Consider the following 13,877-nt stretch of genomic DNA (forward strand, 5'->3'; position numbering starts at 1 on the left):
CGGTGTAAACGAGATGCTCTACCAACTGAGCTAATCGCCCTAAATATAAAAAATCTTGTATAACAATAATTAGTGAAAGTGAAAATAATAATTACTTAGGTAAATACTTTTTAAATGCAGTAGTTTTTGAGAAAACTTTTCCTTTTAAAAGGTTAAATGTATTTAGATCGTCCTTTTTAATCTTTGAACAAGTAATTAAACCATATTGGTCAGCGAATTGATTTTTATAGAATGTCTGTTTATTTTTGAAATCACTTACGCAGTTTTTTAGATAATCACTAGGATAAAAATACCAAATTATTAATAATAGAGGAATTATATACCAATATTTTTTAATTATTTTCATTTTTGAATATTAACTATTATTTATTAACTAAAAATATATAAATTAATCAATTTTTATGGATTGGTCACAAATTTTCTATCTTTTAATTGTAATGATGATAGCAGCGTCTGTTGCAGGATTCATGGCAGGTCTTCTTGGTGTGGGAGGTGGCTTAGTAATGGTGCCAGCACTATATTATGCATTTACATTTCTTCATTTTGAAATGGAAACTAAAATGCACTTGGCTTTAGGAACATCACTTGCAATTATAATTCCAACTTCAATTATGTCGACAAGAACACATATGAAATTTAATGCTGTTGATTTTGGTTTAATTAAATCTTTTGGTATTTATATTGTTGTAGGAGTTATTATTGGAACATTCTTAGCTTCAAATCTAAAAACGGCAAATTTGGTTTTATTTTTTTCAATATTTGCATTTTTAGTAGGTTTATTTTTTTTATTCTTAAAATCAAAATTAGAGGAAACAGAAAGAAACATTCCAAAAATCTATAAAATTATAATTGGTAATTTTATTGGTTTTATTTCAGTGCCTTTAGGCATAGGTGGAGGCTCATTATCGGTGCCTTTTATGAGATTATTTGGTTATGACATGCGAAAAGCTATTGGAACATCTGCAGCTATTGGAATTTTGATTGCAATTTCCGGTACTGTTAGCATGATTTCAAGTGGAGCAATTTTTGCTAAGGTTAATTCTCCATTTAGCTTTGGTTATTTTAATCTAGCAGGTTTTTTAGTTTTCGTTCCAGTAACAATGTTAATGGCTCCTTTTGGAGCTAGAGTTGTTCATAAAGTAAGTAGAAATTTAATTACAAAAATTTTTGGGATTTACTTAATAGTAATTTCTATAAGAAGTTTTATTGAATATTTAAATATTAAATAGTTTTAATTAACAGGTCTTTCACTTGGAAGTTCATTTCCTTTTTGAGTTTGCGAAAGATCAATCTCAACCCAATCTACTGGTGTCAAAGTTTTAGTTAGAGCAATTTTTAATACCTCATCAACAGTTTTAACTGGAATAATCTTTAAACCTTCAATTACATTTTTAGGTATTTCAGCTAAATCTTTTTCATTTTCATCCGGAATTAAAACAGTTTTAATTCCTCCTCTAAGTGCAGCTAATAATTTCTCCTTTAGTCCACCGATTGGAAGAACTCTTCCTCTTAAGGTCACTTCTCCAGTCATTGCGACTTCTCTATTAACTGAAATTCCAGTTAAAGAAGAAACAATTGAAGTTACCATCGCAATGCCTGCTGACGGTCCATCTTTTGGTGTGGCACCTTCAGGTACGTGAATATGTATATCTTTTTTTTCAAAAACAGGGGGTATAATTCCGTATTCTAAACATCTAGATCTTACAAATGATTTTGCAGCCTTAACTGACTCTTGCATCACCTCTCCTAATTTACCAGTAATCTCCATCTTGCCCTTTCCAGGCATAATCACAGACTCTATAGTTAATAACTCTCCTCCAACTTCAGTCCAAGCAAGGCCTGTTACAATTCCTGTTCCATCTTTATTTTCAATCTCCCCATACTTAAATTTTTTAACTCCAAGATAGTCATTTAGATTTTTTTCATCAATTTTAATTATATCTTTAGTTTTTGTAACAATGTCTTTAACCCCTTTTCTTGCTAATTTTGAAATTTCTCTTTCTAAACTTCTAACTCCTGACTCTCTTGTATAGTATCTAATAATACCTTTTAAAGCTTCATCAGAAACTGACCACTCACCAGATTTTAATCCATTTTCTTTAATTTGTTTTGGTAAAAGATATTTTTTAGCTATTTCCATTTTTTCATCTTCTGTGTAACCAGAGATTCTAATTACTTCCATTCTGTCTAATAATGGACCAGGAATATTTAGAGTATTTGCAGTTGTAACAAACATTACATTAGATAAATCATAATCTACTTCAAGATAATGATCGTTAAATGTCGTGTTTTGTTCAGGATCTAACGCTTCTAATAATGCTGATGAAGGATCTCCTCTATAATCATTACCAATTTTATCAATTTCATCTAATAAAATTAAAGGATTATTTTTTCCAGACTTTTTCATCATCTGAATTATTTTTCCTGGCAAAGAACCAATATAAGTTCTTCTGTGTCCTCTTATTTCAGCTTCATCTCTAATTCCACCTAAAGACATTCTTACAAATTCTCTGCCTGTGGCTTTAGCAATAGACTTTCCTAAAGAAGTTTTTCCAACTCCTGGCGCTCCCACTAAACAAAGTATAGGACCTTTAATTTTATTAATTCTGCTTTGAACTGCTAAAAATTCTAAAATTCTATCTTTTACTTTTTCTAAACCATAATGATCTTCATCTAGAATTTTTTTTGCGTTATTAATGTCGGTATTCACCTTAGAAGTTTTTCCCCAAGGTAAAGAAACCATCCAATCCAAATAATTTCTAACTACAGTGGACTCAGCTGACATTGGACTCATTGATTTTAATTTTTTTAATTCAGCTAAAGATTTTTCTTCAGCCTCCTTTGTCATTTTGGCTTTTTTAATAGCTTCTTCTAAATTTTGAATTTCATCTTTACCATCTTCGGTTTCGCCTAATTCTTTTTGAATAGCTTTTAACTGTTCATTTAAATAATATTCTCTTTGAGTTTTTTCCATTTGATTTTTAACTCTACCTCTAATTTTTTTCTCAACAGATAAAACTTCAATTTCACTTTCAATAAATGTTAAAAGAGATTCAAGTCTATTTTGTACAGATAAATTCTCTAAAATTTTTTGTTTTTCTACTAAACTAATTTGCAATTGATTTGCGACTGCATCAGCAACTTTTGAAGGTTCTTTTGTATCTTTAATTGTCTCAAGTCCCTCTTCTGACACTTTTTTTGAAACTTTAACTAATTTATCAAATTTATTAAGAACTGCTTTTGACAATAAAGATAAGTCTTCCTTGCCAAGATCATCTGCCAATGTCGAACAAGAAGCTAGTAAAAAATTTTTTTCTTCATTGTGATATTGATTTATTTTTACTCTTTCTTTTCCTTCTACTAAAATTTTAACTGTTCCGTCTGGAAGCTTTAATAATTGTAATATTTCACCTAAACAACCAACTTGATAAATTTCATTATCTTTTGGATCATCAACGTCATGACTTTTTTGCGCTGCAAGGATAATTTTTTTGTACTTATCCATTACACTATTTAGAGCATTAATAGACTTTTCTCTTCCAACAAAAAGAGGAACCACCATTCCAGGGAAAACAACAATGTCTCTTAAAGGTAAAACAGGATATTGGCTTTGATTGTTTTTTTGAGGTTCTTTAATTTCCATAAATTTATAATAATAATTGTTAAGTATTTAACAAGCATAACTCTATATGGGGACTTTAAATCTTATTTCAACTGTGAATAACTAGCCTATTTTACTCTCTTTATTTAATGGCGCACTAGCAGATGTTTGGTTGTTTTTCTTTGAGTATGTAAGAAGCGGTTTTATTTTTCCTTCAACGACATCTTTATTAATCACGACTTCACTAATATTAGATTGTGAAGGAAGTTCAAACATTGTTTCAAGTAAAATATCTTCTAAAATTGATCTAAGTCCTCTCGCTCCTGTTTTTCTAATCAAAGCTTTTTTAGCAATTGCCGACAAAGAATCTTTTGTAAATGTAAGCTTAGCTCCTTCAATTTCAAAAAGTTTAGCATATTGTTTAAGAAGAGCATTTTTAGGTTCTTGTAAAATTTTAATTAGAGCTTCATCATTTAAATCTTCTAACGTTGCAACGATTGGGAGTCTTCCTATAAACTCTGGTATTAATCCAAATTTTAATAAATCTTCTGGTTCTAACTCTTTTAATATTTGACCTGTATTTTTATTATCATGCTCTCTAATTGTGGCACCAAAGCCCATTGCAGTTCCTTTGCTTCTTAATGAAACTATTTTTTCTAATCCTCCAAAAGCTCCTCCGCATATAAAAAGAATATTTGTTGTATTAACCTGCAAAAACTCCTGCTGCGGGTGCTTTCTTCCACCTTGAGGTGGAACACTCGCAATTGTACCTTCCATAATTTTTAAAAGAGCTTGTTGAACTCCTTCACCTGAAACATCTCTTGTAATAGAAGGATTTTCCGTTTTTCTACTAATTTTATCAACTTCATCTATGTAGACAATTCCTCTTTGAGCTTTTTCAACGTTATAATCTGCGGCTTGTAATAATTTTAAAATAATATTTTCAACATCTTCTCCAACATAACCAGCTTCCGTTAACGTGGTAGCGTCAGCCATAGTAAATGGCACATCTAAAATTTTTGCAAGAGTTTGTGCCAATAAAGTTTTACCGCAACCTGTTGGGCCGATAAGCAAAACGTTAGATTTTGAGATTTCAACATCTTTACTGCTTTTAGAATCTTGATTTAATCTTTTATAATGATTGTGTACTGCAACAGATAAAACTTTCTTTGCTTTATCTTGTCCAATAACGTACTCATCTAAAACTTTACAAATTTCTTTTGGTGTTGGAACTCCGGCATCATCTTTAACAAAATTACTTTTATTTTCTTCTTTGATGATGTCCATACATAGCTCGACACATTCATCACATATAAAAACTGTAGGTCCGGCTATAAGTTTTCTAACTTCATGCTGACTTTTTCCGCAGAAGGAACAATACAGAGTGTTTTTATTATCTTTAGCCATGTTTAAAATGATCGAATCAGTAAGGTTTTATAAAACAATGACTTGCTCTTAAAAGCAAGCCTAAGTTGAATCAAATCTACATTTAATGTGAGTAAAATATGTATAAACTGCAACTAATCAGCTTTTTTTTCGACAACTTTATCAATTATACCAAAATCTTTCGCTTCTTCTGGACTCATAAATTTATCTCTCTCTAAAGCTTCTTGAATTGATTTAACGTCTTTGCCTGTATGCTTAGAGTAAATTTCGTTTAGACGTTTTTTTACATAAGAAATCTCATTTGCATGAATTTGAATATCGGTTGCTTGACCTTGGAAACCTGCTGAAGGTTGATGAACCATTATTCGCGCGTTAGGCAAAGAAAATCTATGACCCTTTTCTCCTGCAGCTAATAAAAATGACCCCATAGAAGCTGCCTGTCCAATACAAATTGTTGAAACGGGAGATTTAACATATTGCATCGTATCATAAATTCCAAGTCCATCAGTAACTATTCCACCTGGACTATTAATATATAAAAAAATTTCTTTTTTTGGATTTTCAGACTCTAAAAAAAGTAACTGAGCACAAACTAAACTTGCAACATGAGAATTTACTGGGCCAACTAAAAAAATAATTCGCTCTTTTAATAGTCTTGAATAAATATCATAAGCTCTTTCTCCTCTACTGGTTTGCTCAACCACCATAGGAATAAGAGTATTCATTTGAATATCAATCTGATTGTTCATAGAGAATCAGATTCTACAGTCTTTGTTTATTTTTTACTAATCTTTTTTGTAGATTTTGATTTATCCTCTGATTTTGTATCTTTTTTTGATTTATCGACTACACTCTTTGCTGACTTAGTTGCTGACTTAGACTTAAGATTAGACGATAAATCTTTTACAAGTTCCTCTAATTCTTTTTTATTGACTTCTTTGATTGTAATTTTAGCTTTTGATTTAACAAGTTCAACAATCTTATCTTCATATACTGGTCCTCTAAGTCTTGTAATTTCAGAAGGATTTTTTTGATAATAATCTCTAATCTGTTTTTCTTGTCCAGGATACATGCTCATTTGTTTTTGTAGTTCTTGCTGAAGTTCCTGTGTTGTGACTTGAATTTTATAATCTTCTCCAATTTGATTTAATACTAAAGCTAACTTTACTCTGCGTTTTGAAATATCTAAAATATCGTTTTCTTCTTCTTTAGTAAGTTTTATATCTGAATGATCATGCCCATGTTTATGGTCATCGTGAGGTTCATTTTTGTGTGCTTTTTCATGAATAAAACTATGTTTAACAATTTCTTGTTCATTTTTTACTAAGTCTTCTGGAAGATCAAACTTACAATTTTCATCTAAATAATCTAAAATTTCTTTTCTTATAATTGTTTCAGTTATTGAAGATTGTTCTTTCGACAGTTGTTTTTCTAATAAAACTTTTAAATCGTTTAAATCTTTTGCTCCTAAATTTTTTGCAAATTGGTCATCAATAACTACTGACTCTGACTTTTTAACTTCTAATATTTTGCAACTAAATATAGCCGTCTTATTTGCTAATTCTTTATTTGGATAATTTTCTGGCAAATTAATCTTAACTTCTTTTTTATCACCAGATTTGCATGTTAATAGTTGCTCATCAAACCCTTTAATAAAAAGTTCTTTTCCTAAAATAATTTGAACTTTTTCGCCTTTGTTTCCTTCGAATGCTTTGCCATTAACTGTAGCTTCAAAATTAAAAACTACTAAATCACCTTTGATAGAACTTTCGCCTTCTTTTTTATTAACATATTTTTTTTGACCCTCTGCTAATAAATTAATTCTATCGTCTAAGTCTTTTTTTTCTATTTTTAATTTATAATCAGTTAATGTTATTTTTTCTAATTCAATTTTTTTGATATCTGGAGTTTTTTCTACAGAAATTATGTATTCTAAATCTTTATCTTCCCCTGAAGATTTAATTTCGATCTTAGGCTGACTAACTGGTTTAATTTTATTATCATTGAGCGCTTGATAAGTATTGTCTTGTAAAATTTTTTCTAAAACTTCTCCATATAAAGCTTGTGCAAATTGTTTTTTTAATAAATCTACTGGCGCCTTTCCTGGTCGAAAGCCTTTTATGTTAACGGTCTTTTGTAATTCAATAATTCTTTCTTCTATTTTTTTATCTATCTCTTGTTTTTTGACTAAAACATTAAGATTGGTCTTTAAACCTTTAGATTCTGCTATAGTTACTTTCATATACTACATGGTGCGGGAGAAAGGACTTGAACCTTCACATCTTTCGATACCAGTTCCTAAGACTGGCGTGTCTACCGTTCCACCACTCCCGCTTTAATATTATTTAAATTTCGAATGGCGAATATAGCTATAATATTAAATGCTTTCTAGGATTTATTTATAGAATTTAAGATGCAAAAGGATAGGATTTGCTTATATAAAAAGCAAATCTGATTATGAATTTCAAACTAGTAATAGGTAATAAAATGTATTCAACATGGTCTCTAAGACCATGGTTAGTGTTAAAATATTTTAATATTCCATTTGATGAAATTAATATTAAATTAAGAAATAAAAGTACTAAAAAAAATATTTTAAAATTTTCACCTTCTGGAAAAGTGCCTTGCCTAATATACGGAAATATAAAAATATGGGATTCGTTATCAATCTGTGAATTTCTGGCTGAAAAATTTAAAAACAAAAATTTATGGCCAAAAAATAATATCAATAAAATAATGGCCAGAAATATTTGTTCTGAAATGCACAGCGGTTTTTCTAACCTAAGAAAAAATTTAAGTATGAATTTTTTAAAAGAAAATCTAAAATTTAAAAATAATAAAGAAACATTAGCTGAAATATTTAGAACTAAAAAAATTATCGAAAATTGTCTTATAAAATCTAAAGGACCTTATTTGTTTAAAAATTTTTCTATAGCTGATGCAATGTACGCACCAATAATGTTTAGATTTAAAATTTATAATATAAAATTATCATTCGTTTTAAAAAAATATCTAAACACTCTATTAAATATGAAAGAGATTAAGCTCTGGTTATTAGAAGCAAGAAAAGAATTAAAATGACACGCTACATAATAATTATCTCTGCTATAATTCTTCCGTTTATAATTTATTATTTACTTTTTCGTTTAACAAAAAAAATTAATAAGAAATTTCCTATAATAACTTTGTCATTAATTAGTCTTTTGCTTTTAATTTGTTCCTTAATTTATTTCAGATTTATGAGCGTTCAACCCAAAGGTCTAAACTATATTCCTCCAAAGTATGAAAATAACAAAGTAGTCCCTTCAAAAATTAAATAATAAAATTAACTATATTTCTTATTTAATTCTTCTAATACTTTGGGTAATTTTTTAATAATATCTTCTGCTATCAGACCTTTTTTAATCATTCTTGCAGCATAGGAATGTAACCATACTCCAGCACAAGCTCCATAAAATGCTGGCATTTTATTTTTACCAACTAAACTTGTAATAATACCACTTAAAACATCCCCAGAGCCAATCACTGCTAATTCTTCGGTAGAAATAGTATTAACGCAAACTTTTCCATCTGGAGATGCAATTATCGTATCAGGACCCTTAAATACTAAAATGCAATTTGCTCTTTTTGCAGCTTTTATAGATTTTTCAATTTTGTTCTTAACATCTTTAATATCTGGAAAAATTCTATTAAATTCTCCTTCATGCGGAGTAATAATTTTATTCTTATCTAAAATCGAAAATAATTCCCTAGGATTATTAGAAAATGAAGTTATAGCATCCGCATCTATGACTACATTGCTAATAAATTTAGATATTAACTTAGTATTTTCAATTGTTTCATTACTAACTCCTGCTCCTGGACCTATAAGAAAAGATGTTATTAAAGAATTTCTTAAAAGATTTCTTAACGCATCTTTAGAATTAATTTCAACTTTTAATAGTGAAAAAAAACTTTGATTGTATCTATCTATGGTATCTTTATTAACAACAATTGTTACCGACCCTGTTCCGCAACGAATAGCAGCGCTTGATGATAATAATGAAGCACCTATGTAATTTTTTAAAGATCCATATACATAAACTTTACCCCTAGAATATTTATGAGAATTATATTTTTTCCAAGGAAATCTTTTATTAATCCACAGTTTTGGACTATTTTCTTTAATCTTATTATTTACGATCTTATTTAAAGATTTTCTAATACCAATATCTAAAATTTTTATTTGACCAGAGAAATGTAAGCCTGGAAAAAGTACGTGCCCTACTTTTTTGCAATGTAGAGCTAATGTTAAATTAGCTTTAATCGCTTCTCCCATGATTTTGCCGTTATCGCTGTTTATTCCAGTCGGAATATCAATTGAAATGACAAAAGATTTTTTTTTATTAATTACTTTAATTACTTTTTTTATACTTAAGTTAACATTTTTATTTAATCCAGTGCCAAAAATGCAATCAACAATAACTGGATTTGTCTTTTTTTTAAGCTCCTTATTTAATTCTTTTAAATTAAAAATTTTACAATTAAGATTTTTAAAAGCTCTATAATTATCGTATTTTCTATTTTTTATTGGGAGAACTAAAAAAGTTTTTACTTTATAACCCTTATGTAAAAGTCTTTCTGCAATAACAAATCCGTCTCCTCCATTATTGCCTGGACCGCAAACTACAAAAAATTCTTTATTTTTTGATATTCTATTGCACATATAATCTGCGCACTTTTCTCCTGCAGATTGCATTAATGAATAAGAATTTTTTCTCAATTTAAATTCTTTTTGTTCTATAATCTTGATTTCTGATGAGTTTAAAATCATTTACAAAAAAACAATCTACAGTTTAATTTTTTATTAATACTATTATGCATACCTGACATAACTAAAAAACAATGGAATTTATTGCTTATATTTATAGTACATCTAAAATAAATAAATATTAACAAGATTAATAATCAAAACAGGGAGAAATTAATGAGTGCTGCATCAGACATATTAAAATTAATTAAAGAGAAAGAGATAGAGTTTGTTGATTTAAGATTTACAGATCCTAGAGGAAAACTTCAACATATGACTCAGGATTTAACTACTATTGACGAAGATTTTTTAAATGATGGAACTTTTTTTGATGGCTCATCAATTGCTGGATGGAAAGCAATTAATGAATCTGACATGATTTTAAAACCAGATTTATCTAGAACTTTTGTCGATCCTTTTACTTCGCATAATACTCTGGTTATATTTTGCGATGTTATGGATCCTATAAAAAAAGATTACTATGAGAGAGATCCTAGATCTATTGCAAAAAAAGCTGAGGCCTATTTAAAAACTACTGGAATTGGCGACACAATATATTTTGGACCGGAACCAGAATTTTTTATTTTTGACGATGTTAAAATTTCTAACACTATGCAAAAAGTCTCTTTTCAAGTTGATAGTAATGAAGGTCCTTATAATGGTGATAAAGAATATCCAAATGGAAATATGGGTCATAGACCGGTTGTTAAAGGTGGTTATTTCCCAGTTCCTCCAGTTGATAGCTGTCAAGATTTAAGAGCTGAAGCATTAAAAGCAATGAAAGATATGGGCGTTAAAGTTGAGAAACATCATCATGAAGTTGCTCCTTCGCAACATGAATTAGGTACGATGTTCGATACAATGGTACGTAACGCTGACAATATGCAAATTTATAAATATGCAGTTCAAATGGTTGCTCATTCATTTGGAAAAACTGCAACGTTTATGGCTAAACCAATTAAGGGAGATAATGGATCTGGTATGCATTGTCACCAATCTATTTGGAAATCTGGTAAACCACTTTTTGCGGGAGATAAATATGCAGGTCTTTCTCAAGAGTGTCTTTATTATATTGGCGGAATTATTAAGCATGCAAAGGCTTTAAATGCTTTTACTAATTCAACTACTAACAGCTACAAAAGATTAATACCTGGATTTGAGGCTCCGGTAATTCTTGCCTACTCTGCAAGAAATAGATCAGCAAGCTGCAGAATACCTTTTAGCTCTAGTCCAAAAGGAAAAAGAGTTGAAGTTAGATTTCCAGATGCCGCTGGAAACCCATACTTAACTTTTGCATCTATGTTAATGGCTGGTATTGATGGAATTAAAAATAAAATCGATCCAGGAAAACCTTTTGATAAAGATTTATATTCTTTATCTGCTGAAGAACTTAAAGGAGTTCCTCAGGTTTGCGGTTCTTTAAGGGAAGCTTTAGAAAACTTAGATAAAGACAGAGGCTTTTTAACTTCTGGTGGAGTGTTCACTGATGATCAGATTGATGCTTACATCGAGTTAAAAATGACGGAAGTGTATAATATGGAGCACACTCCTCATCCAGTTGAATACCAAATGTATTACAGTTGCTAATCATAATATCTTAAAATTTAAAAACCCCGTATCTAAAAAATACGGGGTTTTTTTTAATTAAAATAAAATTTACGCCTATATTTTTTTGTAAATTAATCTAATGCTTTCTTTGTGGTAAAAAATAATAATTACTCTGCAAAAGATATTGAAATCCTAGAAGGTCTAGAGCCGGTCAGAAAAAGACCGGGAATGTATATTGGAGGCACAGACGAGACTGCATTCCATCACCTCGCAACAGAAATCATTGATAATTCGATGGATGAGGTGACGGCAGGGCATGCAAAGAATATTTACGTAAAACTAAATAAAGACAAATCTTTAACAGTGACAGATGATGGAAGAGGAATTCCTTTAGATAAGCACCCCAAAAAAAATAAAACTGCACTTGAAATAGTTATGACAACTCTACATTCGGGTGGAAAATTTAAAGAAGGAACTTATTCTACCTCTGCAGGATTGCATGGGGTTGGCCTATCTGTGGTAAATGCCTTATCTGAAAAATTAAAAATAGAAGTGTTTAAAAACTCTACTATTTTTGAACAAAATTACTCAAAAGGAAAACCCTTAAATAAACTATCTAAAAAAGGAAAATCTAAAATTAAAAATGGAACTCAAGTTACATTTGTTCCTGATAAAGAAATCTTTGGAAAAGAACTAAGTTTTGTTCCAACCAAATTATACAATCTTTGCAAAAGCAAAGCTTATTTAGTTAAGGGTATTACAATACACTGGGAATGTGACAGGTCATTAATAAACAGAAAAGATGATATTCCTAATAATGCAAAACTTTTTTTTCCGGATGGTATTATTGAATATTTAGATAGTGAAACTAAAAATTATACTAAAATTAATGATAAAACTTGTCACTATAAAGATATTTTTGATGACGACAAAGGAAAGTTTGAATTTGCAATTCAATGGCATAATGAAATTTCTGAGTTTAAAATTTCGTTTTGTAATTCAGTATTAACTACAAATGGAGGAACTCACGAACAAGGTTTTAGATCTGGTGTTGCAAAATCCATAAGAAAAATTGCAAAGTTTAAAAACAACAAATTAGTAGCAAGTGCGAGTGCTGACGAAATACTATCTAATGCAAGTTATATTCTTTCAGTTTTTATTAATAATCCAGAATTTGAGGGGCAAACTAAATCAAGATTATCTTCAGCCCATATTCAAAAATACTGCGATACTTCTATAGCAAAGTCGATTGAAGATTGGTTTAACCAACATCCAAAAGCATCAAATTCTATTCTCACTTTTATTGAGGGAAAAATAAGAGAAAAAAATTTACTTGATCAAAATCTTGATATTGGAAGACAAAGCGCGACAAGAAAAATACGCTTACCTGGAAAACTAGCGGATTGTACTAGCTCAAAAGTCGAAGGAACTGAATTGTTTATAGTAGAGGGAGATTCTGCAGGAGGCTCTGCAAAACAAGCGCGTGATCGAAATTTTCAAGCCATTCTGCCTCTTAGAGGAAAAATATTAAATGTTAGGAATTCTAATACTGCAAAAATATTAGCAAACACTGAAATATCTAATTTGCTTCAAGCGCTCGGCTGTCAAAGAAGAGAAAAGTATGTTGATAAAGATTTAAGGTATGAAAAAGTAATTATTATGACTGATGCTGATGTTGATGGTGATCACATTGCAAGTTTACTTTTAACTTTCTTTTTTTGTGAAATGCCAAATTTAATTAAAAATGGACATTTATATCTTGCTGTTCCTCCACTTTATAAACTTACTATATCAAATCAAATTTATTATGTGCGAAACGATATTGAAAAAGACAAATTATTAAAAAATCTTAAAAAAGGATCTAAAATTGAAATTAGTAGATTTAAAGGATTAGGTGAAATGATGGCTCAACAATTAAAAGAAACAACAATGGATGTTAAAACTAGATCTTTAATTAGAGTAAATGTTCCAACTAGCGACTATAAAAAAACAAACAAATTAATTTCAAATATTATGGGAAAAAATGCTGATTTAAGACTTAAATTTATAGAAGAAAACGCACCAAGAGTTAAAAATATAGACTTATAGTATTATTTATAAAAATTTATTTTTCTAATATCTCCACAATTTATTCCATTAAATTTAACATTAGAATTTACAGTTTCGTTAGGTTTTGATCTTTTTTCTACTACAAAACCTTCATATTTTTTATCTGCATATGAATAAGCCTCTATAGATAAAGAATTTCTTTTTTCTTCTTTAGAAATATTTTTAATTTCTAAAGACATTTGACAAACATCATTACTTTGCGTTGCTAATGTAGATAATGAATATGTAATATCAAACTCATTATCAATTATTACATTAATTGGTTTTGGCGGATCTTTACTAACAAATGGAACTTTTACATCTTTAGAACAAGATACTAACATTAAAAGAATAAATAAGACTCTCATAAACTAATTGTGGTGCCCTCGGCCGGACTTGAACCGGCACTCCCAAAAAGGGCAAGGATTTTAAGTCCTTTGTGTCTACCAATTCCACCACGAGGGC

10 protein-coding genes and 2 tRNA genes are annotated in these 13,877 nt (G+C 29.5%); 4 read left to right on the plus strand and 8 right to left on the minus strand.

Annotated features, from left to right (window positions below):
- Nucleotides 1-401 precede the first annotated feature (401 nt).
- Entirely contained in the window at nucleotides 402-1,229 is an 828-nt protein-coding gene (locus tag AC8IGH_RS03650; RefSeq protein WP_507419361.1) for a sulfite exporter TauE/SafE family protein, read from the plus strand.
- A 2-nt stretch (nucleotides 1,230-1,231) separates the two neighbouring features.
- Here AC8IGH_RS03650 and lon read toward each other — a convergent pair whose 3' ends face one another.
- The 5 genes from lon to AC8IGH_RS03675 form a co-directional block, all read right to left on the minus strand.
- The gene (lon, locus tag AC8IGH_RS03655) at nucleotides 1,232-3,643 is read right to left on the minus strand and encodes an endopeptidase La (RefSeq protein ID WP_507419362.1); all 2,412 of its coding nucleotides are present in this window, start codon (nucleotides 3,641-3,643) and stop codon (nucleotides 1,232-1,234) included.
- A gap of 81 nt (nucleotides 3,644-3,724) precedes the next feature.
- Nucleotides 3,725-5,008, minus strand: coding sequence for an ATP-dependent Clp protease ATP-binding subunit ClpX (gene clpX, locus AC8IGH_RS03660; RefSeq protein ID WP_507419363.1), 1,284 nt, complete (start codon nucleotides 5,006-5,008; stop codon nucleotides 3,725-3,727).
- 113 nt (nucleotides 5,009-5,121) lie between these two features.
- Nucleotides 5,122-5,736 carry an ATP-dependent Clp protease proteolytic subunit gene (locus tag AC8IGH_RS03665; protein ID WP_507419364.1) on the minus strand — a complete coding sequence of 205 codons (615 nt, stop codon included), beginning with the start codon at nucleotides 5,734-5,736 and terminating at the stop codon, nucleotides 5,122-5,124.
- A gap of 26 nt (nucleotides 5,737-5,762) precedes the next feature.
- Complete coding sequence (gene tig, locus AC8IGH_RS03670) at nucleotides 5,763-7,229, minus strand: trigger factor (protein WP_507419365.1); 1,467 nt, start codon at nucleotides 7,227-7,229, stop codon at nucleotides 5,763-5,765.
- 8 nt (nucleotides 7,230-7,237) lie between these two features.
- Nucleotides 7,238-7,321 (minus strand) — tRNA-Leu (locus AC8IGH_RS03675).
- Between the two features lie 123 nt (nucleotides 7,322-7,444).
- Between AC8IGH_RS03675 and AC8IGH_RS03680 the strand changes: the two genes are divergently transcribed.
- Nucleotides 7,445-8,068 (plus strand): glutathione S-transferase, encoded by a 624-nt coding sequence (locus AC8IGH_RS03680; RefSeq protein ID WP_507419366.1) that lies wholly within the window; start codon nucleotides 7,445-7,447, stop codon nucleotides 8,066-8,068.
- Between the two features lie 244 nt (nucleotides 8,069-8,312).
- Here the strand turns inward: AC8IGH_RS03680 and AC8IGH_RS03685 are convergent, their stop codons facing one another.
- Nucleotides 8,313-9,800, minus strand: coding sequence for an NAD(P)H-hydrate dehydratase (locus tag AC8IGH_RS03685; protein ID WP_507419367.1), 1,488 nt, complete (start codon nucleotides 9,798-9,800; stop codon nucleotides 8,313-8,315).
- Nucleotides 9,801-9,953: 153 nt separating this feature from the next.
- On the opposite strand from AC8IGH_RS03685, the gene glnA reads away from it, so the two are divergent.
- Both glnA and AC8IGH_RS03695 read left to right on the plus strand, forming a co-directional pair.
- Nucleotides 9,954-11,363: a type I glutamate--ammonia ligase gene (gene glnA / locus AC8IGH_RS03690; protein WP_507419368.1), complete on the plus strand. Its 1,410-nt coding sequence runs from the start codon at nucleotides 9,954-9,956 to the stop codon at nucleotides 11,361-11,363.
- 111 nt (nucleotides 11,364-11,474) lie between these two features.
- Nucleotides 11,475-13,412 carry a DNA gyrase/topoisomerase IV subunit B gene (locus AC8IGH_RS03695; RefSeq protein ID WP_507419369.1) on the plus strand — a complete coding sequence of 646 codons (1,938 nt, stop codon included), beginning with the start codon at nucleotides 11,475-11,477 and terminating at the stop codon, nucleotides 13,410-13,412.
- A 2-nt stretch (nucleotides 13,413-13,414) separates the two neighbouring features.
- Here AC8IGH_RS03695 and AC8IGH_RS03700 read toward each other — a convergent pair whose 3' ends face one another.
- Together AC8IGH_RS03700 and AC8IGH_RS03705 are read right to left on the minus strand one after the other, a co-directional pair.
- Nucleotides 13,415-13,780, minus strand: a complete 366-nt coding sequence (locus AC8IGH_RS03700; RefSeq protein WP_507419370.1) for a hypothetical protein — start codon at nucleotides 13,778-13,780, stop codon at nucleotides 13,415-13,417.
- A gap of 10 nt (nucleotides 13,781-13,790) precedes the next feature.
- Nucleotides 13,791-13,877, minus strand: a tRNA-Leu gene (locus tag AC8IGH_RS03705).

Origin of the sequence: Candidatus Allofontibacter sp. (assembly GCF_038145245.1) — a bacterium.
Classification (GTDB): domain Bacteria; phylum Pseudomonadota; class Alphaproteobacteria; order Pelagibacterales; family Pelagibacteraceae; genus Fontibacterium.

Excerpts from the sequence above, each read along its gene's own strand:
- AC8IGH_RS03650 (WP_507419361.1), top strand. The coding sequence starts at position 402 with ATGGATTGGTCACAAATTTTCTATCTTTTAATTGTAATGATGATAGCA.
- lon (WP_507419362.1), bottom strand. The coding sequence starts at position 3,643 with ATGGAAATTAAAGAACCTCAAAAAAACAATCAAAGCCAATATCCTGTT.
- clpX (WP_507419363.1), bottom strand. The coding sequence starts at position 5,008 with ATGGCTAAAGATAATAAAAACACTCTGTATTGTTCCTTCTGCGGAAAA.
- AC8IGH_RS03665 (WP_507419364.1), bottom strand. The coding sequence starts at position 5,736 with ATGAACAATCAGATTGATATTCAAATGAATACTCTTATTCCTATGGTG.
- tig (WP_507419365.1), bottom strand. The coding sequence starts at position 7,229 with ATGAAAGTAACTATAGCAGAATCTAAAGGTTTAAAGACCAATCTTAAT.
- AC8IGH_RS03680 (WP_507419366.1), top strand. The coding sequence starts at position 7,445 with ATGAATTTCAAACTAGTAATAGGTAATAAAATGTATTCAACATGGTCT.
- AC8IGH_RS03685 (WP_507419367.1), bottom strand. The coding sequence starts at position 9,800 with ATGATTTTAAACTCATCAGAAATCAAGATTATAGAACAAAAAGAATTT.
- glnA (WP_507419368.1), top strand. The coding sequence starts at position 9,954 with ATGAGTGCTGCATCAGACATATTAAAATTAATTAAAGAGAAAGAGATA.
- AC8IGH_RS03700 (WP_507419370.1), bottom strand. The coding sequence starts at position 13,780 with ATGAGAGTCTTATTTATTCTTTTAATGTTAGTATCTTGTTCTAAAGAT.